General features: G+C 59.3%; 27 protein-coding genes. 8 read left to right on the forward strand and 19 right to left on the reverse strand.

The genetic code is table 11. The features are described from left to right. Window positions 1-5: 5 nt before the first annotated feature. From AC3ITA_RS24810 to AC3ITA_RS24820, 3 genes are read right to left on the reverse strand one after another with little or no spacing between them, the layout of a single operon-like run. Complete coding sequence (locus AC3ITA_RS24810; protein WP_489278604.1) at window positions 6-713, reverse strand: PilW family protein; 708 nt, start codon at window positions 711-713, stop codon at window positions 6-8. Then, on the reverse strand, window positions 710-1,159 hold the full coding sequence (pilV, locus tag AC3ITA_RS24815) for a type IV pilus modification protein PilV (protein ID WP_095946024.1): 450 nt from the start codon (window positions 1,157-1,159) through the stop codon (window positions 710-712). Before pilV ends, AC3ITA_RS24810 begins: the two co-directional genes overlap by 4 nt. Further along, window positions 1,156-1,629, reverse strand: coding sequence for a GspH/FimT family pseudopilin (locus AC3ITA_RS24820; RefSeq protein WP_095946023.1), 474 nt, complete (start codon window positions 1,627-1,629; stop codon window positions 1,156-1,158). Before AC3ITA_RS24820 ends, pilV begins: the two co-directional genes overlap by 4 nt. Before the next feature lie 130 nt (window positions 1,630-1,759). Here AC3ITA_RS24820 and AC3ITA_RS24825 point away from each other — a divergent pair, with 130 nt between their 5' ends. Then, the gene (locus tag AC3ITA_RS24825; RefSeq protein WP_095946022.1) at window positions 1,760-2,299 is read left to right on the forward strand and encodes a GspH/FimT family pseudopilin; all 540 of its coding nucleotides are present in this window, start codon (window positions 1,760-1,762) and stop codon (window positions 2,297-2,299) included. Here the strand turns inward: AC3ITA_RS24825 and ispH are convergent. The 6 genes from ispH to murJ all read right to left on the reverse strand — a co-directional run bounded on the left by ispH (window position 2,268) and on the right by murJ (window position 9,749). Then, complete coding sequence (gene ispH, locus AC3ITA_RS24830; RefSeq protein WP_095946021.1) at window positions 2,268-3,215, reverse strand: 4-hydroxy-3-methylbut-2-enyl diphosphate reductase; 948 nt, start codon at window positions 3,213-3,215, stop codon at window positions 2,268-2,270. The genes AC3ITA_RS24825 and ispH overlap by 32 nt on opposite strands. Before the next feature lie 132 nt (window positions 3,216-3,347). Then, entirely contained in the window at window positions 3,348-3,785 is a 438-nt protein-coding gene (gene fkpB / locus AC3ITA_RS24835) for an FKBP-type peptidyl-prolyl cis-trans isomerase (RefSeq protein ID WP_172435403.1), read from the reverse strand. Between the two features lie 7 nt (window positions 3,786-3,792). Beyond that, complete coding sequence (lspA, locus tag AC3ITA_RS24840; protein WP_095946020.1) at window positions 3,793-4,305, reverse strand: signal peptidase II; 513 nt, start codon at window positions 4,303-4,305, stop codon at window positions 3,793-3,795. Further along, on the reverse strand, window positions 4,298-7,129 hold the full coding sequence (ileS, locus tag AC3ITA_RS24845; RefSeq protein WP_150672717.1) for an isoleucine--tRNA ligase: 2,832 nt from the start codon (window positions 7,127-7,129) through the stop codon (window positions 4,298-4,300). Before ileS ends, lspA begins: the two co-directional genes overlap by 8 nt. A 13-nt stretch (window positions 7,130-7,142) precedes the next feature. Continuing rightward, entirely contained in the window at window positions 7,143-8,081 is a 939-nt protein-coding gene (gene ribF / locus AC3ITA_RS24850) for a bifunctional riboflavin kinase/FAD synthetase (RefSeq protein ID WP_172435402.1), read from the reverse strand. A 129-nt stretch (window positions 8,082-8,210) separates the two neighbouring features. Next, entirely contained in the window at window positions 8,211-9,749 is a 1,539-nt protein-coding gene (gene murJ / locus AC3ITA_RS24855; protein ID WP_489278609.1) for a murein biosynthesis integral membrane protein MurJ, read from the reverse strand. A 252-nt stretch (window positions 9,750-10,001) separates the two neighbouring features. Between murJ and rpsT the strand changes: the two genes are divergently transcribed. Beyond that, complete coding sequence (gene rpsT / locus AC3ITA_RS24860; RefSeq protein ID WP_007970922.1) at window positions 10,002-10,280, forward strand: 30S ribosomal protein S20; 279 nt, start codon at window positions 10,002-10,004, stop codon at window positions 10,278-10,280. 180 nt (window positions 10,281-10,460) lie between these two features. On the opposite strand, the gene AC3ITA_RS24865 is transcribed toward rpsT, so the two are convergent. The 5 genes from AC3ITA_RS24865 to rplU all read right to left on the reverse strand — a co-directional run bounded on the left by AC3ITA_RS24865 (window position 10,461) and on the right by rplU (window position 14,220). Continuing rightward, window positions 10,461-10,925, reverse strand: a complete 465-nt coding sequence (locus AC3ITA_RS24865; protein ID WP_095946016.1) for a CreA family protein — start codon at window positions 10,923-10,925, stop codon at window positions 10,461-10,463. A gap of 12 nt (window positions 10,926-10,937) precedes the next feature. Further along, window positions 10,938-12,056, reverse strand: coding sequence for a glutamate 5-kinase (gene proB, locus AC3ITA_RS24870; protein WP_489280826.1), 1,119 nt, complete (start codon window positions 12,054-12,056; stop codon window positions 10,938-10,940). 137 nt (window positions 12,057-12,193) lie between these two features. Next, window positions 12,194-13,417 carry an Obg family GTPase CgtA gene (gene cgtA / locus AC3ITA_RS24875; RefSeq protein WP_008052064.1) on the reverse strand — a complete coding sequence of 408 codons (1,224 nt, stop codon included), beginning with the start codon at window positions 13,415-13,417 and terminating at the stop codon, window positions 12,194-12,196. Between the two features lie 195 nt (window positions 13,418-13,612). Then, a complete protein-coding gene (gene rpmA / locus AC3ITA_RS24880; RefSeq protein WP_003281574.1) occupies window positions 13,613-13,870 on the reverse strand; it encodes a 50S ribosomal protein L27 in 258 nt (85 codons plus the stop codon). 35 nt (window positions 13,871-13,905) lie between these two features. Then, on the reverse strand, window positions 13,906-14,220 hold the full coding sequence (gene rplU / locus AC3ITA_RS24885) for a 50S ribosomal protein L21 (RefSeq protein ID WP_007950961.1): 315 nt from the start codon (window positions 14,218-14,220) through the stop codon (window positions 13,906-13,908). Window positions 14,221-14,459: 239 nt separating this feature from the next. On the opposite strand from rplU, the gene AC3ITA_RS24890 reads away from it, so the two are divergent. From AC3ITA_RS24890 to AC3ITA_RS24900, 3 genes are all read left to right on the forward strand, one after another. Continuing rightward, window positions 14,460-15,428 (forward strand): polyprenyl synthetase family protein, encoded by a 969-nt coding sequence (locus AC3ITA_RS24890; RefSeq protein ID WP_008052062.1) that lies wholly within the window; start codon window positions 14,460-14,462, stop codon window positions 15,426-15,428. 137 nt (window positions 15,429-15,565) lie between these two features. Further along, entirely contained in the window at window positions 15,566-15,907 is a 342-nt protein-coding gene (locus AC3ITA_RS24895) for a zinc ribbon domain-containing protein YjdM (protein WP_095946014.1), read from the forward strand. Between the two features lie 203 nt (window positions 15,908-16,110). Continuing rightward, a complete protein-coding gene (locus AC3ITA_RS24900) occupies window positions 16,111-16,368 on the forward strand; it encodes a PA4570 family protein (RefSeq protein WP_095946013.1) in 258 nt (85 codons plus the stop codon). 131 nt (window positions 16,369-16,499) lie between these two features. On the opposite strand, the gene bamJ is transcribed toward AC3ITA_RS24900, so the two are convergent. The 3 genes from bamJ to AC3ITA_RS24915 all read right to left on the reverse strand — a co-directional run bounded on the left by bamJ (window position 16,500) and on the right by AC3ITA_RS24915 (window position 18,149). Next, window positions 16,500-17,117 (reverse strand): BamJ family beta-barrel-assembly machinery protein, encoded by a 618-nt coding sequence (bamJ, locus tag AC3ITA_RS24905; protein ID WP_008052058.1) that lies wholly within the window; start codon window positions 17,115-17,117, stop codon window positions 16,500-16,502. Window positions 17,118-17,238: 121 nt separating this feature from the next. Beyond that, entirely contained in the window at window positions 17,239-17,529 is a 291-nt protein-coding gene (locus AC3ITA_RS24910; RefSeq protein ID WP_046041769.1) for a DUF6482 family protein, read from the reverse strand. 131 nt (window positions 17,530-17,660) lie between these two features. Beyond that, a complete protein-coding gene (locus AC3ITA_RS24915) occupies window positions 17,661-18,149 on the reverse strand; it encodes a TIGR00645 family protein (RefSeq protein WP_007970904.1) in 489 nt (162 codons plus the stop codon). A 170-nt stretch (window positions 18,150-18,319) separates the two neighbouring features. Here AC3ITA_RS24915 and AC3ITA_RS24920 point away from each other — a divergent pair, with 170 nt between their 5' ends. Beyond that, window positions 18,320-20,149, forward strand: coding sequence for a hypothetical protein (locus AC3ITA_RS24920; protein ID WP_489278614.1), 1,830 nt, complete (start codon window positions 18,320-18,322; stop codon window positions 20,147-20,149). 6 nt (window positions 20,150-20,155) lie between these two features. On the opposite strand, the gene AC3ITA_RS24925 is transcribed toward AC3ITA_RS24920, so the two are convergent. Then, window positions 20,156-20,497 carry a PA4575 family protein gene (locus AC3ITA_RS24925; protein WP_008052055.1) on the reverse strand — a complete coding sequence of 114 codons (342 nt, stop codon included), beginning with the start codon at window positions 20,495-20,497 and terminating at the stop codon, window positions 20,156-20,158. Window positions 20,498-20,820: 323 nt separating this feature from the next. After that, on the reverse strand, window positions 20,821-23,259 hold the full coding sequence (locus AC3ITA_RS24930; protein WP_489278616.1) for a Lon protease family protein: 2,439 nt from the start codon (window positions 23,257-23,259) through the stop codon (window positions 20,821-20,823). A gap of 419 nt (window positions 23,260-23,678) precedes the next feature. Between AC3ITA_RS24930 and AC3ITA_RS24935 the strand changes: the two genes are divergently transcribed. Beyond that, window positions 23,679-24,167 (forward strand): DUF3015 domain-containing protein, encoded by a 489-nt coding sequence (locus AC3ITA_RS24935; protein ID WP_008052053.1) that lies wholly within the window; start codon window positions 23,679-23,681, stop codon window positions 24,165-24,167. Between the two features lie 233 nt (window positions 24,168-24,400). Further along, complete coding sequence (locus tag AC3ITA_RS24940) at window positions 24,401-26,254, forward strand: Lnb N-terminal periplasmic domain-containing protein (RefSeq protein ID WP_489278618.1); 1,854 nt, start codon at window positions 24,401-24,403, stop codon at window positions 26,252-26,254. Window positions 26,255-26,409: the final 155 nt, after the last annotated feature.

The following is a 26,409-nucleotide window of genomic DNA, read 5'->3' on the forward strand; positions in this document are numbered from 1 at the left end:
CTCCCTCATGGCAGGCGGTTGCGCAGAGCGGCAACCACGTTGAAGGTTTGATCGGCCACCCGGTGGTGCGGATCGAAGAGAGTCAGGCTCAGGCGAACGCTTCGAATCAGCGCGGGGTCCGGCGGGTTGCTGCTGTAGCGCGAAGCAGCCAGATCAGTGGCGGTGCTGGCCAGGCCGAAGCTCACGTCGAAAGCGCTGACGCTGTCCACCAGTACCTGGTCTGGTGCGGCCCCGCCTTTCATCAGCAGTTGGTTGTTGCTGAAGCTGTAAATCAGCCGCCGGACCGGAAAGGCCAGTTGCCCTGTCACTGGCATCCGCCCTTCACTGTAGGCCGTCGAATGGGTTCGACAATCGGACAGCACAGTCCAGTCCGGCTGGCCGCCATTACCACCGACATCCGTCGTAACCAGCGTCAACTTGCGGCCACCGTTGTCCCAGCGGATCGGTACTAGCTGACTGGCATGAAAATCACCTTTCTTACTTGAATCGGTGATCTTTTCCAGACAACCGAACATCCCGACCATGCGAACTTCCTGAATCATTTTGCTCAACACGAAACGTGCGTCCTCCTGCATGTTCGCGGCGGCATTCTGGCTGAGATAGGTGTTCTTGGCCGCGATGAAAACCTGCACCACGCCCAGCACCACGATCAGGCTCAATGACAGGGCGATCAGCAATTCGACCAGGCTAAAACCTCTACTTAGGCGGCTCACGGGATCACCGTCGGATCAATGGCCGCGCGACTGTTCAGGACGAAGCTGCGTCGCGAGTCGGCAGTATTCGTAGCCCGTGAGTCATCCCAGGTAATCGTGATGGTGTACACCTTCTGGTTGACGGCAACACTGCCCGTCGCGGAGGCACCGAGGGAACTGACAATGTTGGCGTTAAAGTCAAACAGGTCCTGATCCCGGGTAACGTCCGGATTGCCCGAAGCCGGCGGCGCAACGGTGTAGTCCGCAGCAGCGTTGGCGCGAATGCGGTCCATCAGGTCGTAGGCGATAAAACTGGCCTGACTGGTCATGCGCGCGCTGTCCGTGTACTTCAGCGCATTGAGCTGAAACGCCGCCGCCCCCAGCAGGCCCACGCCCAGAATGACTAACGCCACCAGGACTTCGACCAGCGTCATGCCATTCTGCTTGCCTTGCCTCCCTGCCCTCATCCGCAATTTCCACCCAATTGAATTCGTCCGTTCAAACACACAGTCAGCGTCCTGCTTTGTGCGCCCCGCTCATAGCTGATCACCACCTCTGAGGACGGTGATGACAATCCGCCCATACTGTTGAAATCGATGGCGGTGACGCCAGAGGTTAGCGCCAGAGTTGCGCCGCTGCTCATCGCCGGAACAACCCGTAATACATTGGCCAAAGCGCCAGTACCGCCGTAAATCGCCAGTTCCCCACTCCAGACATCCCCACCGGCCGTCGGGCGCACCCGTGTGGTATTGCCCCGATCGATGGCTTCGAGTCGGGCAAAATTCAGGGTTCGTCGCAGGTCAGCGATCTCAGTATCAGCCCTGGTTGTTTGCGTCGAGCGGGTGAACGCCGGGACACCCAGAGTCAGCAGCATCAGAAGGATCGCGATCGCGACCAGCAACTCGATCAGCGTGAAACCTTTTGTAGGATGATCCATCGGGGCCTTCTGATTCCTTCGGCTATACCTGCTCTTGCGCGGCACCACATTCGAACGATGCGGTGCGTTTGCGTTGCCATTTCTCGCGCAGGGATTGCGCGAGCCACAGCACGCCACGGAGGGAAATGTCATGCGGCAACAAGGCTTCAGCCTGATCGAACTGCTCATGGGACTGGCAATTACCGCAATTGTTCTGCATTTGGTCAGTCCGGCGTTCGAAACGCTGGTCGAGTCGAACCAAAGACAACAAGCGGCAGAGGCTCTTTCCAGCAGTATTCGCACTGCCCGCAGCGAAGCCATCGTCCGCAACCAGGCCGTGGTGATTCACGGCATCAATGGCGATTGGAGCCAAGGCTGGAGGATCATTCTGGATATCAGCGGCAAGGGGGAGATGGACAGCGACAATCCACTGCTGGCCGAACGCCAGAGCAGAGCACGCCTGTCGATTGTGGGGAACAGTACGGTCGAAAACTCAATACGCTTCAGAGGTCAGGGCGAGTCACTGTTTGGAGGGACGTTACACGTTTGCGCTGTTCGCGAACCAGTCAGCCAACATCAAGTGGTGTTGGCCCGGACCGGTCGCGTCAGCCTGCGTAGCGACAAGGCTGAGCATCCGTTATGCAAAAAAAGGAGACAACTCAGGTCAACGAGCGAACGCGCAGTTCTTTAGGCATCGAGAACGTAATGTTCTCCTCGCGACCGGCCAGCTCATCGGCACCGGTGGCACCCCAGGCCTGCAACTGCTGGATCACACCGCGCACCAGGACTTCCGGGGCGGATGCACCCGCGGTGATGCCGATACGCTCAACGCCGTCGAACCAGCTCTTTTGCAGGTCTTCAGCACCGTCGATCAGGTAGGCAGGAGTGGACATGCGTTCTGCCAATTCGCGCAAGCGATTGGAGTTGGAGCTGTTCGGGCTGCCGACCACAAGCACCACGTCGCACTCGTCGGCCAGTTGCTTGACCGCGTCCTGACGGTTTTGCGTGGCGTAGCAAATATCGTCCTTGCGCGGTCCACCGATGGCCGGGAAGCGCGAACGCAGGGCATCGATAACGCGGCTGGTATCGTCCATCGACAGTGTGGTCTGGGTCACGAAGGCGAGCTTTTCAGGGTTGTTCACCTGCAGTGCGGCGACATCCTTCTCGTCTTCGACCAGATAGATCGCGCCGCCATTACCAGCATCGTACTGGCCCATGGTGCCTTCGACTTCCGGGTGACCGGCGTGGCCGATGAGAATGCACTCTCGGCCGTCACGGCTGTAGCGCGCCACTTCGATGTGGACCTTGGTCACCAGCGGGCACGTAGCGTCGAACACTTTCAGCCCACGGCCAGCCGCTTCGCTGCGCACGGCCTGGGAAACGCCGTGGGCACTGAAGATCACGATGACGTCGTCCGGCACCTGATCCAGCTCTTCGACGAAGATCGCACCACGGGAGCGCAAGTCTTCGACGACAAATTTGTTGTGAACCACTTCGTGGCGCACATAGATCGGCGGCCCGAAGACTTCCAGGGCGCGGTTGACGATTTCGATCGCCCGGTCCACGCCGGCGCAGAAGCCACGGGGGTTGGCGAGTTTGATTTGCATGCTGAGCCTCGTGTCTTGCGCGCGAAAACAATGAAAAACACTGTAGGAGCGAGCCTGCTCGCGATAGCAGAGTGTCAGCCGCCATCAATGTTGATGACAGGCCCTCATCCCGAGCAGGCTCGCTCCCACAAGTTACAGCGCTTTGACGGAAATGATTTCCACGTCAAAGGTCAACGTCTTGCCCGCCAGCGGGTGGTTGAAGTCGATGGTCACTTGCGCGTCATCGAACTCTTTGACCACGCCCGGCAATTCAGTATTGGCCGCATCGTTGAAGATCACCAGCAAGCCAGGCGACAGTTCCATGTCCTGGAACTGGGAGCGCGGGATGATCTGCACGTTTTGCGGGTTGGGCTGGCCGAAAGCGTTTTCCGGCTCGATGCTCAGCGTCCGCTTGTCACCGGCCTTGAAACCGAACAGCGCGGCTTCGAAGCCTGGCAACAGGTTGCCGTCACCGACCTTGAAGGTCGCCGGGGCCTTGTCGAAGGTGCTGTCCACCGTGTCGCCGTTCTCCAGGCGCAATGCAAAATGCAAGGTGACTTCCGTGTTCTGGCCGATGCGTTGCTCAGCCAATACCTGTTCAGTCATGAACGGTTTCTCCGGTCTTTTTACTTTTGAACATATCCAGTGCCAGCATGATGGCACCGACAGTGATGGCACTGTCGGCAAAGTTGAACGCCGGGAAATACCAGCGGTTCTGCCAATGCACCAGGATGAAATCGATCACATGGCCCAAGGCAATGCGGTCATACAGATTGCCCAGCGCGCCGCCGAGCACCAGTGCCAGCGCAATCGCCAGCCAGGTCTCGTTGCGCCCCAGACGCTTGAGCCACACCACCAGCACCGCACTGACCACGACCGCGATCAACGCAAACAGCCAGCGCTGCCAGCCGGAGCTGTCAGCCAGGAAGCTGAACGCCGCACCCGTGTTGTAAGCCAGGGTCCAGCTGAAGTAATCGGGGATGATTACGATCTGCTGGTACATCTGGAGCTTGCCTTCGAAGTAGAACTTGCTGGCCTGGTCGATGACCAGGACCAGCAAACTCAACCAGAGCCAGCTCAGCCGTCCGAAACGGCCAACGGCATTAGGCATAGTGACGGACCTCGCCAGCGCCGCTGATGTTGTCGACGCAACGGCCGCAGATTTCCGGATGCTCCGGGTTCACGCCGACGTCTTCACGGCAGTGCCAGCAACGGGCGCACTTGGCATGGCTCGACTTGACGATCTTCAGCTTCAGGCCGCTGACTTCGGTGACCACGGCATCGGCCGGCGCCTGCACCAATGGTGCAACACTGGCGGTCGACGTGATCAGTACGAAACGCAGTTCGTTGCTCAACCTGGCCAGGTCGGCGGTCAGCGCATCTTCGGCGAACAGCGTCACTTCGGCCTGCAGATTGCCACCGACAGCCTTGGCTGCGCGCTGGATCTCCATTTCCTTGTTGACCGCGACCTTGACCGCCATGATCCGGTCCCAGTAAGCGCGATCCAGCTCGATGCCTTCCGGCAGTTCGCTCAGGCCTTCGTACCAGGTGTTGAGCATGACGGACTCGTTACGCTCGCCCGGCAGGTATTGCCACAGTTCGTCGGCGGTGAACGCCAGGATCGGCGCGATCCAGCGCACCAGCGCCTCGGAGATGTGGAACAGCGCGGTCTGGCACGAACGGCGGGCCTTGCTGTCGGCGCCAGTGGTGTACTGACGGTCCTTGATGATGTCGAGGTAGAAGCCGCCCAGCTCCTGCACGCAGAAGTTGTGGATCTTCGAGTACACGTTCCAGAAGCGGTATTCGCCGTAGTGCTCTTGTAGCTCGCGTTGCAGCAGCAGGGTGCGATCCACGGCCCAACGGTCCAGAGCCAGCATTTCTTCGGCCGGCAGCAGGTCGGTGGCCGGGTTGAAGCCGGTCAGGTTGGAAAGCAGGAAACGCGCGGTGTTACGGATACGCCGGTAGGCGTCCGCGCTGCGCTGCAGGATCTGCTCGGAAACAGCCATTTCGCCGGAGTAGTCGGTCGAAGCGACCCACAGACGCATGATGTCGGCGCCCAGGGTGTCGTTGACTTTCTGCGGCGCGATCACGTTGCCCAACGACTTGGACATCTTGCGGCCGGACTCGTCCACAGTGAAACCGTGGGTCAGCAGCTCGCGGTACGGCGCGTGGTTGTCGATGGCGCAACCGGTCAGCAGCGACGAGTGGAACCAGCCACGGTGTTGGTCCGAGCCTTCCAGGTACAGGTCGGCGCGCGGGCCGGTTTCGTGGCCCATCGGGTGCGAACCGCGCAGGACGTGCCAGTGCGTGGTGCCCGAATCGAACCAGACGTCCAGGGTGTCGCTGATCTTGTCATACAGCGGGGCTTCATCGCCCAGCAGCTCGGCGGCGTCCAGCTTGAACCAGGCCTCGATGCCCTCACCTTCAACGCGCTTGGCAACTTCTTCCATCAGCTCGACGGTGCGTGGGTGCAGCTCGCCGCTTTCCTTGTTCAGGAAGAACGGGATCGGCACGCCCCAGTTGCGCTGACGGGAAATGCACCAGTCGGGACGGTTGGCGATCATCGAATGCAGGCGCGCCTGGCCCCAGGCCGGAACGAACTGGGTCTCTTCGATGGCTTTGAGCGAGCGCTGACGCAGGGTGTCGCCGGTGGTCGGCTGCTTGTCCATGCCGATGAACCACTGCGCGGTGGCACGGTAGATCAGCGGGGTTTTGTGGCGCCAGCAGTGCATGTAGCTGTGTTCGATGATGGTGGTATGCAGCAGCGCGCCGACTTCGGTCAGCTTGTCGACGATGGCCGGGTTGGCCTTCCAGATGAACTGGCCGCCGAAGAATTCCAGCGAGGTTGCATACACGCCGTTGCTTTGAACCGGATTGAGGATGTCGTCGTTGACCATGCCGTATTTCTTGCAGGTCACGAAGTCGTCCACGCCATAGGCCGGAGCGGAGTGAACCACACCGGTACCGGCGCCCAGTTCAACGTAGTCGGCCAGGTAAACCGGCGACAGACGGTCGTAGAACGGGTGACGGAAGTTGATCAGCTCCAGTGCTTTACCGGTGGTGGTCGCAATGACTGAACCTTCCAGCGAGTAGCGCGCCAGGCACGACTCGACCAGCTCTTCAGCCAGTACCAGCAGCTTGTCGCCGACGTCGACCAGGGCGTAGTTGAATTCCGGGTGGACGTTCAGCGCCTGGTTGGCCGGGATGGTCCACGGGGTGGTGGTCCAGATCACGATCGAAGCAGGCTTGGCCAGGGTTGGCAGTCCGAAGGCGGCAGCCAGTTGGGCTTCATCGGCAATCGGGAACGCCACGTCGATGGTCGAGGACTTCTTGTTCTCGTACTCGACTTCCGCCTCGGCCAGCGCCGAACCACAGTCGAAGCACCAGTTCACAGGCTTCAGGCCCTTGAACACGAAACCGCCCTTGACGATTTCGGCCAAGGCACGGATTTCACCGGCCTCGTTCTTGAAGTCCATGGTCTTGTACGGGTTGGCGAAGTCGCCCAGCACACCGAGGCGAATGAACTCGGACTTCTGCCCTTCGATCTGCTCGGTGGCATAGGCCCGGCACAGTTCGCGGGTCTTGTCCGCGCCCAGGTTCTTGCCGTGGGTTACTTCGACCTTGTGCTCGATCGGCAGGCCGTGGCAGTCCCAGCCAGGAACATAAGGCGCGTCGAAGCCCGACAGGGTCTTCGAACGGATGATCATGTCCTTGAGAATCTTGTTCAGCGCATGACCGATGTGAATCGAGCCGTTGGCGTACGGAGGGCCGTCGTGCAACACGAACTTCGGACGATCCTTGCCAATCTCGCGCAACTTTCCGTACAGGCCAATACTGTCCCAGCGCTGCAGGATCTGCGGTTCGCGCTGTGGCAGGCCGGCCTTCATTGGGAAGGCGGTGTCCGGAAGGTTTAGCGTGGCTTTATAGTCGGTCATTTAAGGCTCTTCATTAGCGATGGGCGCTAGGTGCGGCTAGTGCACGGGCGGCGGCGACATCCGCGTTGATCGCCGTTTTCAACGCCTCCAGAGAGGCGAAACGCTGCTCTTCACGCAGCTTGTGGTGGAAAACCACCGTTAAACGCCGGTCATACAGATCGCCGGCAAAATCTAAAAGATGCACTTCCAGGTGGGCTTTGCCATCACCTTGAACCGTGGGCCGCACGCCGATATTGGCGACGCCGGGCCAGGTCTTGCCGTCGATCTTGACGTCCACCAGGTAAACCCCGGAAAGCGGAACGCGACGGCGCTTGAGTTGTATGTTGGCCGTGGGCGTGCCCAACTGGCGAGCCAGCTTCTGGCCGTGCAGCACCCGCCCGGTAATCTGGAACGGCCGACCCAGCAGTCGCTCGGCCAAGGCAAAATCAGCTGCGGCCAGGGCATTGCGGACCTGAGTGCTGCTGACGCGAATACCGTCCAGCTCAACGGTTTGCGCCGCCTCGACGGTAAAGCCCTGAACGATGCCGGCCTGTTGCAGGAAATCGAAATCCCCTACGCGGTCGCAGCCGAACCGGAAGTCGTCTCCGACTTCAAGGTGCTGCACGCCAAGGCCATCCACCAGAATGGTATCGACGAACTCACTGGCGCTGAGCTTGCTCAGGCGCTGGTTGAAAGCCAGGCACAGAACACGGTCGACGCCTTCGGCGGCCAACAATTGCAGCTTGTCCCGCAGGCGTGCCAGACGAGCCGGCGCGGTGTCCGGAGCGAAAAACTCCCGCGGCTGCGGCTCGAAAATCACCACGCAGCTGGGCACGCCCAACTCGAGCGCACGCTCACGCAGGCGCGCCAGAATAGCCTGGTGGCCGCGGTGTACACCGTCAAAGTTGCCAATAGTGGCGACACAGCCCCGATGCTGGGGGCGCAGATTGTGGAGGCCTCGAACCAGCTGCATAACGCGCTTCTTGCTCATAAAGTGGTCGATTATAACCACACCCGGCGGCCGACGACAGGCAACACCGTAACCCAAAGTGATCGAGCCGACAAAACCGCCGACTCGCCCGTGTTTATCGAGGCCAGAACCTCAGCCCAGCGTCTTGCGATTGAAGTCGCGCAAACGGAAGCCCATCAACACTAACATGCCGAAATAAGCCACCACACCGGCAACCACCAAGGCACCCAGACGCAGGAAACGCTCAAGCATCTGCCTCTCACCCCAGGCCGGCATGAAATGCATCCCTGCCAGCAACACGCCAGACATCACCCCGACCGCAATCACCAGCTTGAAGCCGAACTTTGCCCAGCCCGGTTGCGGCTGGTACATCTGCTGTTTCCGCAGCTGATAGAAGAGCAACCCTGCATTGAGGCAGGCGCCGGCGCTGATGGCGAGCGCCAGCCCCGCGTGAGCCAGCGGACCGATCAGCATCAGGTTGAACAGCTGGGTGACCACCAGGGTGAAAATCGCGATTTTTACCGGCGTGCGGATGTTTTGTTGCGCATAAAAGCCCGGTGCCAACACTTTGATCACGATAATCCCGAGCAAGCCGACAGAATAAGCGATCAACGCGCGCTGGGTCATGGCCGCGTCATGGGCATCGAACTGGCCGTACTGGAACAGCGAAACCGTCAGCGGCTCGGCCAGAATCCCCAGCGCCAGGGCGCAAGGCAGCACCAGTACGAAGCACAGGCGCAGGCCCCAGTCGAGGATGCGCGAATACTCGTGACGATCCTTGTTGGCGTAGGTCTTGGCCAGGGTCGGCAGCAGAATCGTCCCCAGTGCCACACCCAACACGCCGGACGGCAGCTCCATCAAGCGGTCGGCGTAATACATCCACGACACGGAACCTGCGACCAGGAACGAAGCGAAGATGGTGTTGATGATCAGCGAAATCTGGCTCACCGAAACACCGAGAATGGCCGGCAACATTTGCTTCATGACGCGCCACACACCACTGTCACGCAGGCTCAGGCGCGGCAACACCAGCATGCCGATCTTTTTCAGGTGCGGCAGCTGGTAGAGCAACTGCGCCAGCCCGCCCACCAGAACCGCCCAGCCGAGCGCCATTACGGGCGGATCGAAGTACGGTGTCAGGAACAACGCAAAAATAATCATGCTGACGTTGAGCAGCGTCGGCACGAATGCCGGGACCGAAAAACGGTTCCAGGTGTTGAGGATCGCGCCCGCCAGCGACGACAGGGAAATCAGCAATATGTAAGGAAAGGTCACCCGCAACAGGTTGGAAGTGAGCTCGAATTTTTCCGGGGTATCGGTGAAACCCGGCGCCGTCACCCAGATGACCCAGGGTGCGGCCAGCATGCCCAACACCGTGACCAGCGCCAGCACCAGCGTCAGCAGGCCCGAGACGTAGGCGATAAATGTGCGGGTCGCCTCTTCACCCTGCTGGCTTTTGTATTCGGCAAGAATCGGCACGAATGCCTGGGAAAACGCCCCCTCGGCAAAGATCCGCCGCAGCAGATTGGGCAGTTTGAAGGCGATAAAGAAGGCGTCGGTCGCCATTCCCGCGCCAAATGTGCGCGCAATGAGGGTGTCACGAACAAACCCCAGAACCCGGGAAAGCATCGTGATAGAGCTGACGGCGGCCAACGATTTGAGCAGATTCATTGAAAGAGTTTGTGCCTGTCGATAAACAGCAGGCGAACTACGCGCCTACTTATGCGATACTCCGCGCCGCAACAGCACAGAGCCAAAGCTCGCGAGTTTACAGGTCACACGCCGGAAAGAAATATCCCGTCGCGCTACCCCTACCACTTAGCGGAACGTTTCAAGCGCCCTTGACAAGACTTCAACTCATCGGCATGATTCGCGGCCTATTTTGTTTGCTATTTCCTAAAAAGTCTTTCGAGGAGCTCGACGGTGGCCAACTCACCTTCCGCCAAAAAACGTGCAAAACAGGCTGAGAAGCGTCGCAGCCACAACGCCAGCCTGCGTTCCATGGTTCGTACCTACATCAAGAATGTAGTTAAGGCCATCGACGCAAAAGACGCTGCCAAAGCTCAAGCTGCTTACGTTCTGGCTGTGCCAGTTATCGACCGCATGGCCGATAAAGGCATCATCCACAAGAACAAGGCCGCTCGTCATAAGAGCCGCCTGAATGGCCACGTTAAGGCCCTGAACGTTGCCGCTGCTGCCTAAGCGACTCGTTCATTAAAAAACCGACCTCAGGGTCGGTTTTTTATTGCCTGCGATTTAGCGGACACACAAAAACTGTGGGAGCGAGCCTGCTCGCGATGACGGATTAACATTCAGCATTTGTGCTGGCTGGATATCCGCTATCGCGAGCAGGCTCGCTCCCACAGTTTGATTTGCGTGAAATTATTGAGCGTGCGCCCACGGCAAAATCGGAATCGCCGTCACCGCATTCTGCGGACTGCCCTCGATCAAGCGATCGCTGTACACCAGATACACCAGTGTATTGCGCTTCTTGTCGAGGAAGCGCACCACCTGCATGGTCTTGAACACCAGGGACGTGCGCTCCTTGAACACCTCGTCGCCATCCTTGAGCTCACCCTTGAAGCTGATGGGTCCGACCTGCCGGCAAGCGATAGACGCTTCAGCACGATCCTCGGCCAAACCAAGACCACCTTTCACCCCACCGGTCTTGGCGCGCGACAGATAGCAGGTCACACCATCGACCTTGGGATCATCAAAGGCCTCGACCACGATCCGGTCATTTGGCCCGACGAACTTGAACACCGTCGACACCTGACCGATCTCTTCGGCCGAAGCCAGCAGCGGCATCACCACCAGCAATCCCAACAATCCTTTTGCCACGCGCATTCAGGTATTCCTTCAGACCAGGATCAGGTTATCGCGGTGAACCAGTTCCGGTTCCGCCATGTAACCCAACAGACCGACAATCGCCTCGGACGACTGACCGATGATTTTTTGCGCCTCCAGCGCACTGTAGTTGGCCAGGTCACGGGCAATCTCGCGACCGTCCGGCGCCACGCACACGACCATTTCGCCGCGACGGAAACTGCCCTGAACCAATTTGACGCCAACCGGCAGCAAACTTTTGTTGCCTTGAGACAACGCCGCCACCGCACCCGCATCCAGCACCAGAGTGCCGCGGGTTTGCAGATGACCGGCCAGCCACTGCTTGCGCGCCGCCAGCATGCCGCGCTCCGGCGACAGCAACGTGCCGATGCGCTCGCCCGCCTTGAGGCGATCCAGCACGCGATCAATGCGCCCGCCAACGATGATGGTATGAGCACCGGAACGCGCAGCAAGTCGCGCAGCACGCAATTTGGTCTGCATGCCACCACGCCCCAGAGCCCCACCGGTGCCGCCTGCCACTGCGTCGAGGGCCGGATCATCGGCACGCGCCTCGTAAATCAGCTGAGCATCCGGATTGTTGCGCGGATCGGCATCGTACATGCCGTCGCGATCCGTGAGGATCACCAGCAAGTCAGCCTCGACCAGGTTGGCCACCAGCGCCGCCAGGGTGTCGTTGTCGCCAAAACGGATTTCGTCGGTGACCACGGTGTCATTCTCGTTGATCACCGGAATGACTTTCAGTTCGACCAGTGCGCGCAAGGTACTGCGAGCATTCAGGTAGCGCTTGCGATCGGACAAGTCGTCGTGAGTCAGGAGAATCTGCGCGGTATGCCGGCCATGCTCGGCAAAGCTCGACTCCCAGGCCTGCACCAACCCCATCTGACCGATTGCGGCGGCAGCCTGAAGTTCGTGCATCGCACTGGGTCGCGAGGTCCAGCCCAAACGGCTCATACCGGCCGCCACCGCCCCGGAGGACACCAACACCAGCTCGACACCCGCCTCATGCAAGGCCACCATCTGCTCAACCCAGACACCCATTGCCGCGCGATCCAGGCCTTTGCCGTCCGCCGTCAGCAAAGCGCTGCCGATCTTCACGACCCAACGCTGCGCACCTGTCACCTTGCTCCGCATCATCTTCAACCTTAGCTTGAGGGCACCGCGACCTGGCACTGCCCGTGACGTTATTCGTGGTTATTCGTGACCAACGATCGATTTCCAGATACCAAAACGCCGCTCGATTGAGCGGCGCTTAAGTTTATCGCAACGAATCAGTCACGCACGTAAATGATTTCCGGACCGTCTTCGTCATCCACATCTTCTTCGTCCCAATCATCGTCACCGATGTCGTGGACCGACTTCACGCCACTGCGACGCAGGGCACGCTTGTCATCCAGCGCCTGCAGTTGCGCGCGGGCTTCGTCTTCGATGCGCTGATCGAGATCGGCCAACTCTTCCTTGTAGGCCGGGTCATTGGCCAGGCGATCAGCACGGTCTTCCATGTAACGCATGATGTCGTGGCACAGACGCTCGGTACCGAGCTTGGAGATGGCCGAGATCACGTAGACCGGGCCTGTCCATTCCAGGCGATCAACGATTTCCTTGACGCGAGCATCGTGCTCTTCATCAAGGATCTGGTCGCACTTGTTCAGGACCAGCCAGCGATCACGCTCCGCCAGGGACGGGCTGAACTTGATCAGCTCGTTGACGATCACTTCAGCGGCATCCGGTGCGCTGGCGTCATCCAGCGGCGCCATGTCCACGAGGTGCAGCAGCAGACGCGTACGCGCCAAGTGCTTGAGGAAGCGAATACCCAGACCAGCGCCTTCGGAAGCGCCCTCGATCAGACCCGGAATATCGGCAATGACGAAGCTTTTCCAGCGATCGACACTGACCACACCCAGGTTCGGCACCAGCGTGGTGAACGGGTAGTCGGCAACTTTCGGCTTGGCAGCCGAAACCGAACGGATAAAGGTGCTTTTGCCGGCGTTCGGCAAACCCAGCAAACCGACGTCAGCCAGTACTTTCATTTCCAGCTTCAGGTCGCGCTGCTCACCCGGCTTGCCCGGAGTGGTCTGGCGCGGCGCACGGTTGGTACTGGATTTGAAACGGGTGTTGCCCAGACCGTGCCAGCCGCCCTGGACCACCATCAGTTTCTGACCGGCCTTGGTCAGGTCGCCGATGACTTCCTGAGTCGCGGAGTCGATCACCGTGGTGCCGACCGGAACGCGCAGGATCAGGTCTTCACCCTTCTTGCCGGTGCAGTCGGTGCTGCCGCCGTTGGAGCCACGCTCGGCATCGAAGTGCCGGGTGTAGCGGTAGTCCACCAGGGTGTTGAGGTTTTCGTCGGCCATCATGTAGATGGAACCGCCGTCACCGCCATCACCGCCGTTCGGGCCACCGTTCTCGATAAATTTTTCCCGACGGAAACTCATGGCGCCATTGCCGCCGTCACCAGCCTTTACGCGAATCGATACTTCATCAACAAACTTCATAACAAACGCCTCTCGCCATACGGACGAGCCGAAAAACAATCAAGACATAAGACTCTTGCAAAAATGAGCGCAGCGACCCTAAACCACGACACCTACATCGTACGCCGACAGCCCATACAAACAGCTTTGCAAGAGACTCACCCCACAAACGAAAAAGCCCCGTCGCGAGACAGGGCTTTTCCAGCGATCGCGCAATTAAGCTGCGACTACGCTCACGTAACGACGACCGAAGGCGCCTTTTACTTCGAACTTGATCACGCCTTCGACTTTAGCGAAGAGGGTGTGATCTTTACCCATGCCAACGCCGTAGCCAGCGTGGAATTGGGTGCCGCGCTGACGCACGATGATGTTGCCTGCTTTGATAGCCTGGCCGCCATACATCTTCACGCCAAGGCGTTTGGCTTCTGAGTCGCGACCGTTACGGGTACTACCACCAGCTTTTTTGTGTGCCATGAGTTCAATTCTCCTAGTGAGGAATTAGGCTGTAATTAAGCCTGAATACCGGTGATTTTGATCTCGGTGTACCACTGGCGGTGGCCCATACGCTTCATGTGGTGCTTACGGCGACGGAACTTGATGATGCGGACTTTATCGTGACGACCTTGGGAGATCACTTCAGCCACAACGGTAGCGCCAGCAACAACTGGAGCGCCGATATTCACGTCGTCACCGTTGGCAACCAACAGAACGCGATCAAAGGTAACGGATTCGCCGGTAGCGACTTCCAGTTTTTCGATCTTCAGGTATTCACCTGGGGCGACTTTGTACTGCTTGCCGCCAGTAACGATTACTGCATAAGACATGGTATTTCTCCGATAATCCTGCTCACCCAGCTCTTTATAAGAAGAGGTATTGGCTGGCATGGCTGCATGGGGCTGGAGGCCCGCTTGCAATTGCGTAAGGCAGGTGCTGCCCAGGAAGTTCAGGGTGCGCGATTGTACGCAAGGCACGAGCGCCTTGCAAGGGGCCGTCCATCGCGCCTTGACACCTGCAAGCGTGGGTCCTAGCATGCCGCGCAACCCTTCTGGAGCGACTGTCGCTGATGCAACCCCAAGCTTTCTACCGCGCGGTGGCGGACGATTTTAGCGCCGTCGACGGCATCATCAAGAAGCAGCTGACTTCTCGAGTGCCGCTGGTATCGAAAATCGGCGATTACATTACCTCGGCCGGCGGCAAACGCCTGCGTCCTTTATTAGTGTTGCTGTGTGGCAAGGCCCTGGGGCGCGAAGGCGACGAATTGCGTCTGCTGGCCGCCACCATCGAGTTCCTGCACACCGCTACCCTACTGCATGACGACGTGGTCGACATGTCCGGCATGCGCCGTGGCCGCTCGACCGCCAACGCCATGTGGGGCAACGCGCCAAGCGTACTGGTCGGCGACTTCCTGTATTCGCGCTCATTTGAAATGATGGTCGAACTGGGCTCGATGCCGGTGATGAAGATCCTTTCGCAAGCCACGCGCATCATCGCCGAGGGCGAAGTGTTGCAGCTGTCGAAGGTTCGTGACGCCAGCACCACCGAAGAAACCTACATGGAAGTCATCCGCGGCAAGACCGCGATGCTCTTCGAAGCCTCGACCCACAGCGCCGCCGCCCTGTGCCAGGCCTCGCCGGAACAGGCCGAAGCCTTGCGTACTTTCGGTGATCACCTGGGCGTGGCCTTCCAGTTGGTCGACGACCTGCTCGACTACAAAGGCGACGCCGAAACCCTGGGCAAGAACGTCGGTGACGACCTGGCCGAAGGCAAGCCGACCCTGCCGCTGATCTACACCATGCGCGAAGGTACGCCGGAACAGGCCGCCCTGGTGCGCAAGGCAATCCAGAAAGGCGGAATCGAAGACCTGGAAAGCATCCGCGAAGCCGTGGAAGCCTCGGGCTCGCTGGAGTACACCGCGCAACTGGCCCGAGATTACGTGGCCCGCGCAATCAAGTGCCTCGAAGCGCTGCCTGCCAGCGAATACCGCGATGCGCTGGTTGAACTGAGTGAGTTCGCGGTAGCCCGCACGCACTGACAGCACTGCAAAACCCTGTGGGAGCGAGCTTGCTCCCACAGGTTTGTTCCCCACAGGTTTATCTGCGTTGTGCCCTCTCCCGCCTAAAACCCTATACAATGTGCGCTTTTTAGCGATCCTGAATCCAAGGAGCCTTAGTGAGCACGTTGCCACCCTGCCCAAAATGCAATTCCGAATACACCTATGAAGACGGCGCGCAGCTGATCTGCCCCGAGTGCGCCCACGAATGGTCCGCCAGCGGCGAAACCGAAGCAGTGTCCGATGACGCCGTGAAAAAGGATTCGGTCGGCAACGTCCTGCAGGACGGAGACACCATCACCGTGATCAAGGACCTCAAGGTCAAGGGCACGTCTTTGGTGGTCAAGGTCGGCACCAAGGTCAAGAACATCCGCCTGTGCGATGGCGATCACGACATCGATTGCAAGATCGACGGCATCGGCCCGATGAAGCTCAAGTCCGAGTTCGTCAGAAAAGTCTGAGCCTGCTGTTATCCATCCCGCGCCCGGCGTGGGATGGCGCCTCACCCTCCCCGCATCACCCAGTAAATTCTCGCAATAGCCAAACGCCAGTCGATTTGACCTGACGCAATCTTTACCCGAAAAACAACGCAAACCACCAATAGACCCTTGCTATTTGATGAATAAGAATTATTCTCATCAAACCTTCAATGGAGATGAGAACCATGACTTATTTGATCGATGCCTGGCTGGACCGCCCACACCCTTACCTTCGGATCCTGCATCGGGAAACCGGGGAAGTCTGTGCGGTGCTTGAAGAAGAAGCCTTGAGCGAACTGCAGGACCAGGGTGATCTTGACCTCAATGGCCTGAGTTCCAGCGAGCCGGTGGTGCTCAAGGAACTGGTGCGTAATCTGTTTCTGTTCTGCTATGCCCGGGCGTTGCGCCCGCACAGTGAATTGCACAATAAGATCGAACTATGAGCGACACCCAAAAAACTGTGGGAGCCAGCCTGCTGGCGATGGTATCAACGCGGTCTTGAAGAAAAAACCGGTCGCCCCTATCGCCAGCAGGCTGGCTCCCACATCAGTCTGTCATGCAGACAGGCCGGGCCTTACAGAACGTCAAGCAGTTCGACGTCGAACACCAGTACGCTGTGCGGCGGGATGCTGCCAACGCCTTGAGCGCCGTAAGCCAGTTCGCTCGGCACGTACAGACGCCATTTGCTGCCGGCGTTCATCAGTTGCAGGGCTTCGGTCCAGCCGGCGATCACGCCGCCAACCGGGAATTCCGCAGGCTCGCCGCGCTCGTAGGAGCTGTCGAACACAGTGCCGTCGATCAGAGTGCCGTGGTAGTGAGTACGCACGGAGTCTTCACGGGATGGCTTGGCGCCTTCGCCAGCGGTCAGGACTTCGAACTGCAGGCCGGAAGCCAGAGTGGTGATGCCGTCACGCTTGGCGTTTTCAGCCAGGAAGGCCAGGCCTTCGCCAGCAGCCGCTTCAGCCTTGGCTGCAGCTTCGGCCTGCATGATTTCACGGATGACTTTGAAGCTGGCGGACATTTCTTCCTGACCCACACGGCTTGGCTTGCCGGCGAATGCGTCGGTCAGACCTGCCAGGATCGCGTCCAGGCTTACGCCCGGTGGCGGGTTGTCGCGCAGTTGGTCGCCCAGCTGACGGCCAATACCGTAGCTGACGCGGGTTTCGTCGGTGGACAGATTTACTTCGGACATGACACTGCTCCGCTGTGCGGACGGCTCGGGAACTTGCCATGCATGCACAGCGCGTCCCGGAGCGCCCGGAACCAAAAGGGCCCGCAGACTAGCACAGATGTCATGCCATTGATGAGGGACCTCAGGCGATCGGCACCTTCAGGTTTTCCTCCACATCGGCAACCAGACCGCACATTTCGTCATGCACGACCGTGTGCACGAGGTTGAAGTGCAACTTGGGAAAGGAGCGCAGCACATCACGGGCATGCTCCACCGAACGCAGGCTCATCATATGCCCGTGCGTATCGCTCAAGGGGTACGCCGTGCCGTGCATCCGCGCCTCCAGCAGGTAGATGCCGCCCTCCATCGAGATCAGGTTCAGCTCATCGACCTTCCCGGCGACGGCATACGCATTCAACTCTTGCAGGTTCATGAGCGCACCTCACGCAGTAACGAGCCTCTTTACAGGGATAGGCTTCGGCGCATCAAAGCACAAGCCACAAACGACGCCGCCCGTCTGTTTTGCAACAGACGGGCGGCGTGTTTCATGGGGCCGGCAATGGATCAGTGCTTGGTGACTTTATCCAGGTAACCCATGGCAAATGCCGAGACCACGAAGGTCATGTGGATGATCACGTACCACTGCAAATGTTCAGGATCGACGTTCTTGGCGTCCATGAAGATGCGCAGCAGGTGAATGGACGAGATCGCCACGATCGATGCGGCTACCTTCATCTTCAGCGACGAAGAGTCCATGGTGCCCAGCCAGTTGAGCTTTTCCTTGCTGTCGTCGATGTCCAGTTGCGAGACGAAGTTCTCGTAGCCGGAAATCATCACCATCACCAGCAGACCGCCCACCAGGGCCATGTCGATCAGAGACAGCAGTACCAGGATCAAGTCCGATTCGGCCATCGAAAACACGTTCGGGATGACGTGGAAGACTTCCTGAAAGAATTTCAGTGCCAGCGCCAACAGCCCGAGAGACAGACCGAAATAGATCGGCGCCAACAGCCAGCGCGAGGCGTACATTGCATTTTCGATAAAGCGTTCCATTGAATCTCACATGTTGGGCTGAAAACGGCGCGAGTATACCAGCCACCCGTCTATAGCCAGAAGCTGCCAGAAACCGTCGAAAAATCCATCACCTGCGCCGGTGTATCAAAGTTTTTCTGCTAGTGTCCAAATCATTGGCTGCTCAGTGATGTCGGACAGGAAGACTGGAAATGGATGTGCGATTGCCTTTGACGAGTGCCGGAATTTGCCTGGCGCTGCTGCTGAGCGGCTGCTCGCCCAGCGACGAAAAACGCCAGGTCAGTCTCGAAGAAAAAACCGCGCAGTTCGAAAAGTCGCTGGACGCCATCCAGGATCCGAAACTCAAGGATGCCGTGTCGGAGCTGGGCGGCTCACTGCTGCTGCTCGAACGCGCGCAACTCAAGCTCGACAGCAAGCCGGTGGAAACCGAATACGGCGAAGACGCCCTCGCCATGCTCAAGCACTACCCGAGCCCGCAGGCCTTGGTCGACACCTACATCAACGGGTTATTCGTGTTGCAAAAGGACTCCGGTTCCGACTACCTGACCGATTTGCAGCCAGTGTTCCCTTTCACTTTCAGCGTTCCTGCCGCTTTTTTGTTTCCCCATGGCCTGGAATGGCAGTCGGTCACGCTAAGCAACAAACGGGTGATCCCCTTCCAGCCGGAGTGGTCGGAAACCGACCCCGGCATTCAGCTCAGCCCATCGAGCTCCAACCTGACCAACCCCGATGACCTGACCGTGGCCTACCCCTTCATCGAAGGCCTCGACATCGACAGGACGCAGCAACCGCAACCGGTAAGCCTGCAAGGCAAAGTCGAAGTCATCGCGCCACGCCGTCTCTACAGCTTCGACCTGACGAAAAAGGACGTAGGCCAGACCCGCACCAATGACAACCTGAGCGTCACCCTGCTCTCATTGACGAACAACTACGCGGAAATCGAATACAACAACAGCGCGCCGCTGGCCCCCGAGCTCAGTGAAACGCCGCTCAACCCGCTGATCGTCCAGGCCAGGGACAGCACCGGGCAATTCATTGCGCGCGCCGGCTCAATCAACGAAACCTCGGTACAAATTGCCTTCTATCAGCAACAGCTGGCCAAGATGCAGCAGCAAAAAAGCTGGAGCGAGGCCCTGGAAAAACAACTCGACGAAGAACAACGCAACTTTGAGAAACAGCAGGCTCGGCATTATTCGAAGGTGTACTTCAACGGGACGATCGAAACCCTCGAAGTCAGCCTGCTGGATTTTTCCGCCGTCACGGTCACCCGAAAGGACCTCGACCTGCCGATCCGGCGCTTCGATGCCAATACCACGGACAAGTCCATCCAGCCCTTGAACCTGTCCGTGGTGGTCTACGACGACCAGGCGGTGGGCTGGCTGAAAGGGGCAACGCTGAGCGAGGATCAGCTGAAAAAGAACGTCAGCATCAGTCAGTCGGTCGACGACCCCAGCGCTGCGCGAATCGAATTCACTCACCTGCGCACCTTCAACGATGAACTGCTCGGCACATCGTTCAACCCCGGTGAAAGTCCGGTGAGCTTCTTTACCGAAGACACGCTTGGCAAACGCGACGAGCCGATCGAACTGCCGTCCGAGGCGTACCAGATCGATCCCCTGCGCGGCATCATCACTTACGACCTGAATCTGTTTCCGCAAACCCCGGCCTATGCGGTGGGCTCGATGCCGCTGTTCCTGGCCACGGTCGACAAGCAAACCGTCGAAGCCCGTCAACTGCCCAAGGGCCTCGCGCTCAAAGACAATGCACTGGTGGTGGACCTGAAGGCATTTCCCGCCCAGGACTGGCGCTTTTTCGCCAAGGACGACAGCGGGAATTACTTGAAGGAGATTCTATCGGTCAGCCATGGCGCGAGCGCACAGGGTCCGGCGCAGTTTGCCGTGCATTACTTCTACGGGCAGCCTACGCGCCTGGAAACCTACCAGCGCACTGACCTCGCCACCGTGCAATATGGTTTCGAAGTCAAACTCGACAAGGCCGACATGACACGCCTTGATCAATAGTGCCACTCAGTGCTCGGGGTGGAACTCGAAGCCGCCCATGTTCCGGCAGCGACCGCCGTTGATTTCCCGCAGTTGGGCTTGCAGGTGCAGGCACCAGATTTGCGGATCGTCGGCCAACTCGTAGCCATGCAGGGTCAGGCTTTCAACGATGGTGTCGAGGATTGATTCAGCGACGAACGGACCATGAAACGGGCCTTGGGCCTTGATGGCCGAAGGTTGTTCACCGGCCATTCCGGCGGCGAACAGCAGAGTCCACATGCCCGTATCTCCCGCCAATGGACGGATGGCACATTCGATACGGGTCACAAGGCCCAGGCATTGACGGGTGAGGCAGAGGTTGCGCGACATGGCGGCGACCCTCGGTAGATCCGGTATTCAGCCCCCATGGGAAGGCTGTTTCGATCCTGTGATTACTGTCGACATCCTTGAGCAGAGAATAGAAGAAAAGTCTGGCTTGCAGACCGGAGCAGGACCGAAAGGCGCCGAATGGTCATAGTGTGAATATTGACGTCATTTCGACGACGCTTTTCCAGTAATCCATACATAAAAATGTGGGAGCGAGCCTGCTCGCGAAAGCGGACCGTCATTCAACACATGGGTTGAATGTCAGTCCCTCATCGCGAGCAGGCTCGCTCCCACAGTAGAGCGGTGTGAGTTAGCTCAAGTGTGCATCAAGCCGGTTTGGTTTCCGCCAAAGCCTCTTGCGCCAACTCCTTCTCGGCTTCCTTCAGATCATCTTCGCTGATCATTTCCGCGATAACCCGCAGACGCTCCACGACCCGCGCGTTCACGCTGCCTTCAGGGAACTCGCCATTCTCGTCCGGCTCGCCGGCCGGCTCACCGACCAACAAGCTCAAGGCTTCGTCGGCCTGACGGACCGCGTAGACATGGAACTGCCCCGCACGCACAGCCGCCAGCACCTTCTCGTCAAGCATCAGCGTGGCGACGTTGGCATGAGGAATGATTGCTCCCTGCTCACCGGTCAACCCGCGGGCTTCGCACAGCCGGAAGAAGCCCTCGATCTTCTCGTTGACCCCGCCGACCGCCTGCACTTCGCCGAACTGGTTGATGGAACCTGTGATGGCAAAGCACTGCTTGAGCGGGGTTTTCGACAAGGCCGAAATCAGGGTGCAAGCCTCGCCAAGGGAAGCACTGTCGCCATCGACATAACCGTAGGATTGCTCCAGGGCGATGCTCGCGGAAATCGCCAGGGGAAACTCCTGGGCGTAGCGGCTGCCCAGATAACCGGTAAGGATCATCACGCCTTTGGAGTGGATTGGCTGGCCGAGGTTGACCTCGCGCTCGATATCGACGATACCGCTGCCACCCGGGTACACCGTGGCGGAAATCCGCGCCGGCACACCGAAAGCCGAGTCGCCGACTTCCAGCACGGTCAAGCCGTTGCACTTGCCGACCGCTGCGCCAGCGGTGTCGATCAGGATGATCCCGGCCAGCATGTCGTCGAGAATCCGCGCCGACACCCGCCCGGTCCGCGTGGCCTTGGCCTTGAGCGCGCGCTCGATGTGCCCCGCGTCGGTCATTTCATCGCCAGCCAGGTGACGAATGAAATCCGCCTCGCTGACCAGCTGGAACAAATCACCGATACGCGCCGACAAGCGCCCCTGGTGCTCCGCCAGACGCGCACTATAGGTCGCCAGGCGTGCCACCGCATCGGCGGTCAGAGGTGCCATGCCTTCTTCGGAAGTGCGGGTCTTGAGCAACTGGGCGAACTGCTCCAGGCTCTCGTCGACCATCGGGATGTCTTCGTCGAAATCCACCAGGACGCGGAACATCTCCTGGAAGTCCGGATCGAGGTCTTGCAGCGTGTAATACAGCTGACGGACCCCGATGATGACGACCTTGACCTGCAACGGAATGTGTTGCGGGGTCAGGGTGACGGTGGCCAGACGACCCAGCTCACCGAGTGGCGATTCCATTTTCAGCTTGCGCGATTGCAGGGCTCGTTTCAGCGCATCCCACACGAATGGCTCGCTGAGCATTTTGTCCGCTTCAAGGATCAGGAAACCGCCGTTGGCCCGGTGCAAGGCACCCGGCCGCAGTTGGCGATAGGTGGTGTACAGCGCGCCCTGATCGGTACTGTATTCGATGCGCCCGAAAAGGTTTTCGTAGGTCGGGTGCGGCTCGAACACCACCGGCGCACCGCCGCTGGCCGAGTGACCGACCACCAGGCTCGGCGCGTATTGTTCTTCCAGCAATTTGCGGGCGACTGCGTCGGTCTTGCTGTCATCTACCAACTGCTCGACCACGGTCTTGAGCAAGTACACCTGCATCGCTTGCAGATAACCGCATACCGCCGCGTTCTCGGCGTACTTCTCCGACAATGGCGACAACAATGGCTGCAAGGCCAGGGTGATGGTTTCTTCGTTCAGATGACGCAGCTGATTGCTCGACTCGCGCTTCCATTGTGGCAGGCTGGCGAGTTCTTCGTTCAGGCGCTCCTCCAGTGCCGAAATATCCTCGTGAAAGCGGTCGCGCTCGGCTTCCGGCAACTGGGCGAACTCAGCTTCGTCCAACGCCTTGCCGTCGCCCATTGGGGTGAAGGCGATATTGCTGGCGTCGCGGTACAGCGCGACGTCCTTTTCCAGGGCCAGACGCTCGATGACGTCCAGGGCCTTGTCGTAGCGCTGGTTGAAGGCGCGGTCGATGCCGCTTTTCTTCTGCTGGTAGGACGGATGCTCGAAGACTGCCGGAAATGTCGCCAGCAGGTTGTCGATCAACACGTTGATATCACCAATGAAGTTACCGGCAGTGCCCGACGGCAACTCCAGGGCACGTGGTTCGCGCGGCTCATCGAAGTTGTTGACGTAGACCCAGTCCGCCGGGGTCTGCAGGCGCTTGCCTTCGGCCTTGAGGTAGCGTTTGACGAACGAGAACCGGCCAGTGCCGGGCTCGCCCATGACGAATACGTTGTAACCGGGGCGTGGCATGGCCACACCGAACTGCAAGGCTTCGACCGCGCGTTCCTGGCCAAGCACACCGCGAAAGGGCTCCAGATCATTGGTGGTAGAGAAGCTGAACTGTTCAGCGGAAAACGGACGGGTCAGCGCTTCGGGCGCTAGACGCAAGCTGGCAGCAACAGGATCAGGCATCGGGCTTCCTTACAATCAGGCGGGGCAGATGGCAGCATTCTGGCGCTGCCCATGCCCGACTGGCAAGGAGCGCCGCAGGCCTGAGCATCGTCAATCGGCCAACCCCAGGCGGGCCGGGCTTGCGCCGGTGTTTCCCATGAATGTTTTGCAAAAAATCACGGAACCCCGTGATCGCGCCTAAACTCCAAACTGCGCGGCTGGGCTAATGCCCGGCCCACTGGCACCGGAAGGGTCTGCAGGAAAACTCGCCGAGCGGCGATCAGGCAAGGCGAAAGCAGGCGAGGAAGCGGAGTGTAGGGACCTACATGAGCATTCCGAGCCTGCTTTCAACGCAGTATGATCGTCGCGCAGGCAGTTTGCGTGCAGAGCTGGGGCCAGAATCCCTTGTCTATTGGTATGCACACAAAGAGAACAAAGCTATGAAACGGATTCTTCTTGGTACTCTCTTCACCGCTGTATCCATCAATGCCATGGCGCAAGCGCCAGGCGGCCCGGATTGCGGTTGGGGCAACATGCTGTTCGAAGGCCAGCGTGGTACTCCGGCTCACTTCCTGGCATCCACCACCAACGGCACCTCCGGCAACGCAACCTTCGGCATGACCTCCGGCACCAACGGTTGCGCAACCAATTCGGCGCTGACCTATGGCGGCAAATCCTGGTTTGCCATGAATGGCATGATGAACGAACTGTCCGAAGACATGGCCAAGGGGCAGGGCGAAGCGCTGACCACCTATGCCGTGGTACTGGGCGTGGCACCGGAAGACCGTGCGCACTTCGCCGCCGTCACTCACGAGCACTTCCAGCAGATCTTCAGCAAAGCTGACGTGACCGCAGAAGACGTGCATACCAATACCCTGGCCGTGCTCAAAGCCGACCCTCGTCTGGCCAAGTACGCGACTCAAGCTTAAGCTCGACCCGCCCCCGCTTCTTTCGGGAAGCGGGTTTTATTTTTTGGACCTGCCCCTCTTTGGGTGATGCCTGCGTACTGTAGGAGCTGGCTTGCCAGCGATGGTCGTTAACGATGACGCGTGTCTGCTGGATAAACACGGCGCCTTAGAGACCATCGCTGGCAAGCCAGCTCCTACAGGGGAAAGCATCAACCGCGCCGGGTCTTTATTTATTTCGAGTTAAGTTGCCTTCTATGCTCAAACGCCTTGCCTGGCTGGCGCTGTGTGTCTGCGCCCCGCTGTCCGCCTCGCCTAACATCGACCCACAACGTTTGCAGCAACTGGCCAACGACCCTTTCTGGATATCCCTGGGCCATTACGAAACCGCCAAGCTCGGCGGCTGGCGCAGCTATGTCAGTGACCGCAGGTTCTTCCTCGCCCCTGACGGCAATGAACACCCGGACCATGAACTGGCGGCGACTGTACAAGCGTTGTACGCACCGGCCAGTACCGGTGAAACACACGCTCAATGCGTCTACCCGGCCCGCACCCGCTGGCTGAAAGAACAACTCGGCCTGACCGGCCTGCCAACGCCGGACTGCGCCGGGTTCAAGCAATGGTTCAAGGACGTCTCGCCCGACAGCGCGGTGATGATCTTCCCGGCGGCTTACCTGAACAGCCCGTCCTCGATGTTCGGCCATACCCTGTTGCGCATCGACCAGGCCGAAGTGAAGAGCGACAAGACTTCTCTGCTCAGTTACGCGATCAATTTCGGTGCCTACATCGAGGGCTCCGACAACAGCATCATCTATGCCTGGAAAGGCCTGATGGGCGGCTATCCCGGCCTGTTCGCGATGGTGCCCTATCAGGAAAAGCTCTCGGAATACCGCAGCCTGGAAAACCGCGACCTGTGGGAGTACCGCCTGAACCTGACCCAACAGGAAACCGCGCGCATGGTCGAGCATGTCTGGGAGCTGAAACAGATCAAGTTCGACTATTTCTTCTTCGACGAAAACTGCTCATACCGCTTGCTGGAACTGCTGCAAGTGGCCCGCCCGGGCCTGCGCCTGACCGAGCAATTCCCGCTCACGGCCATCCCGACCGACACCGTCAAAGCCGTGAAAAATGCCGGACTGGTGGAGTCCATCCAGTATCGTCCGTCCCGTGAGCGCGAACTGCTCAGCCGCGCCGAGCCGTTGAATCCTGAAGAACAGCAATGGGTGCTGAAAGTCAGCGCCGATCAGAAACAATTGCAAGACCCGGCGTTCAAGGCGCAACCCCGCGACCGTCAGGCGCTGATCATCGATGCGGCCTATCGTCTGGAGCGTTACCGCGCCAACGGCCAGGAACGCGATCCCGCGCGCGCCCAGCGCAGCTTTGAACTGCTGCGGGCAATCAACCAGAACCCGGCGCCGGAACTGGATATCCCGCAACCGGGCCTGCCTGAGGACGGTCACGAGTCGCGCACCTGGCAGCTCGGCCTCGGCACCCGTGGCGATAAAGCCTTTGGCGAATATGGCTTGCGCATGGCTTATCACGACCTCAATGACAACAATGAAAGCTTTCCCCTCGGCGCGCAGATCGAAATCCTCCAATTGAAACTGCGCCAGTACGAAGGCAATGACTGGCAAGTGCAGCAACTGGACCTGGCCACCATTCGCTCCATGACTCCGCGTAACGAGCTGCTGCAACCGCTGTCATGGCAAGTCACCGGCGGTCTGGAGCGAGTGCCGGGCAAGCACGATGACCAGACCCTGGTCAGCCACGTCAACGGTGGTGGTGGTGGCACATGGCAACTGGGCGATGACATGCTCGGCTTTGCCTTGGGCACGGTGCGTATCGAGCACAACAACGACTTCGCCGCGTTCATTGTTCCGGCCGCTGGCTTCAACACGGGTGTGCTGTGGAAAAACCCGCTGGGCAACCTGAGCCTGGAAGCCAAGGGCGACTTTTTCGCCAATGGTGAAGTGCGCCGTAGCCTGAGCCTGAATCAGCAATGGGAAATATCCCGCAACCTCGGCCTGCGCCTGAGCGCCCAGCGCGAGTTCAGCCATTTGGCGACGGCCGAGAACGAAGTGATGCTTGAGCTGAAGTGGTATCACTACTGACCTGACACACCACTCGCTCCCACAGGGGTTATGTGGCGTTCAACAAAATGCATGCACACCTTTCACCCCCCCGACGAATCCACTTCTAGACTTTATCTATGAGTCGCGTATCGGCTTGGGAGAGTGAGACGTGGTGGTATGTGGGATGGCTTGCT

The organism is Pseudomonas sp. GL_090 (assembly GCF_057837765.1).

What these genes read in the sequence shown, in the direction of transcription:
- AC3ITA_RS24940 (WP_489278618.1), top strand. Translation starts at nt 24,401, where the DNA reads ATGCTCAAACGCCTTGCCTGGCTGGCGCTGTGTGTCTGCGCCCCGCTG.
- ileS (WP_150672717.1), bottom strand. Translation starts at nt 7,129, where the DNA reads ATGACCGACTATAAAGCCACGCTAAACCTTCCGGACACCGCCTTCCCA.
- cgtA (WP_008052064.1), bottom strand. Translation starts at nt 13,417, where the DNA reads ATGAAGTTTGTTGATGAAGTATCGATTCGCGTAAAGGCTGGTGACGGC.
- rplU (WP_007950961.1), bottom strand. Translation starts at nt 14,220, where the DNA reads ATGTCTTATGCAGTAATCGTTACTGGCGGCAAGCAGTACAAAGTCGCC.
- murJ (WP_489278609.1), bottom strand. Translation starts at nt 9,749, where the DNA reads ATGAATCTGCTCAAATCGTTGGCCGCCGTCAGCTCTATCACGATGCTT.
- bamJ (WP_008052058.1), bottom strand. Translation starts at nt 17,117, where the DNA reads ATGTCCGAAGTAAATCTGTCCACCGACGAAACCCGCGTCAGCTACGGT.
- AC3ITA_RS24925 (WP_008052055.1), bottom strand. Translation starts at nt 20,497, where the DNA reads ATGTCGCGCAACCTCTGCCTCACCCGTCAATGCCTGGGCCTTGTGACC.
- AC3ITA_RS24915 (WP_007970904.1), bottom strand. Translation starts at nt 18,149, where the DNA reads ATGGAACGCTTTATCGAAAATGCAATGTACGCCTCGCGCTGGCTGTTG.
- AC3ITA_RS24930 (WP_489278616.1), bottom strand. Translation starts at nt 23,259, where the DNA reads ATGCCTGATCCTGTTGCTGCCAGCTTGCGTCTAGCGCCCGAAGCGCTG.
- rpmA (WP_003281574.1), bottom strand. Translation starts at nt 13,870, where the DNA reads ATGGCACACAAAAAAGCTGGTGGTAGTACCCGTAACGGTCGCGACTCA.
- AC3ITA_RS24920 (WP_489278614.1), top strand. Translation starts at nt 18,320, where the DNA reads ATGGATGTGCGATTGCCTTTGACGAGTGCCGGAATTTGCCTGGCGCTG.
- AC3ITA_RS24935 (WP_008052053.1), top strand. Translation starts at nt 23,679, where the DNA reads ATGAAACGGATTCTTCTTGGTACTCTCTTCACCGCTGTATCCATCAAT.
- AC3ITA_RS24825 (WP_095946022.1), top strand. Translation starts at nt 1,760, where the DNA reads ATGCGGCAACAAGGCTTCAGCCTGATCGAACTGCTCATGGGACTGGCA.
- ribF (WP_172435402.1), bottom strand. Translation starts at nt 8,081, where the DNA reads ATGCAGCTGGTTCGAGGCCTCCACAATCTGCGCCCCCAGCATCGGGGC.
- AC3ITA_RS24910 (WP_046041769.1), bottom strand. Translation starts at nt 17,529, where the DNA reads ATGAACCTGCAAGAGTTGAATGCGTATGCCGTCGCCGGGAAGGTCGAT.
- proB (WP_489280826.1), bottom strand. Translation starts at nt 12,056, where the DNA reads ATGCGGAGCAAGGTGACAGGTGCGCAGCGTTGGGTCGTGAAGATCGGC.
- lspA (WP_095946020.1), bottom strand. Translation starts at nt 4,305, where the DNA reads ATGCCTAATGCCGTTGGCCGTTTCGGACGGCTGAGCTGGCTCTGGTTG.
- AC3ITA_RS24820 (WP_095946023.1), bottom strand. Translation starts at nt 1,629, where the DNA reads ATGGATCATCCTACAAAAGGTTTCACGCTGATCGAGTTGCTGGTCGCG.
- AC3ITA_RS24890 (WP_008052062.1), top strand. Translation starts at nt 14,460, where the DNA reads ATGCAACCCCAAGCTTTCTACCGCGCGGTGGCGGACGATTTTAGCGCC.
- AC3ITA_RS24900 (WP_095946013.1), top strand. Translation starts at nt 16,111, where the DNA reads ATGACTTATTTGATCGATGCCTGGCTGGACCGCCCACACCCTTACCTT.
- ispH (WP_095946021.1), bottom strand. Translation starts at nt 3,215, where the DNA reads ATGCAAATCAAACTCGCCAACCCCCGTGGCTTCTGCGCCGGCGTGGAC.
- AC3ITA_RS24865 (WP_095946016.1), bottom strand. Translation starts at nt 10,925, where the DNA reads ATGCGCGTGGCAAAAGGATTGTTGGGATTGCTGGTGGTGATGCCGCTG.
- pilV (WP_095946024.1), bottom strand. Translation starts at nt 1,159, where the DNA reads ATGAGGGCAGGGAGGCAAGGCAAGCAGAATGGCATGACGCTGGTCGAA.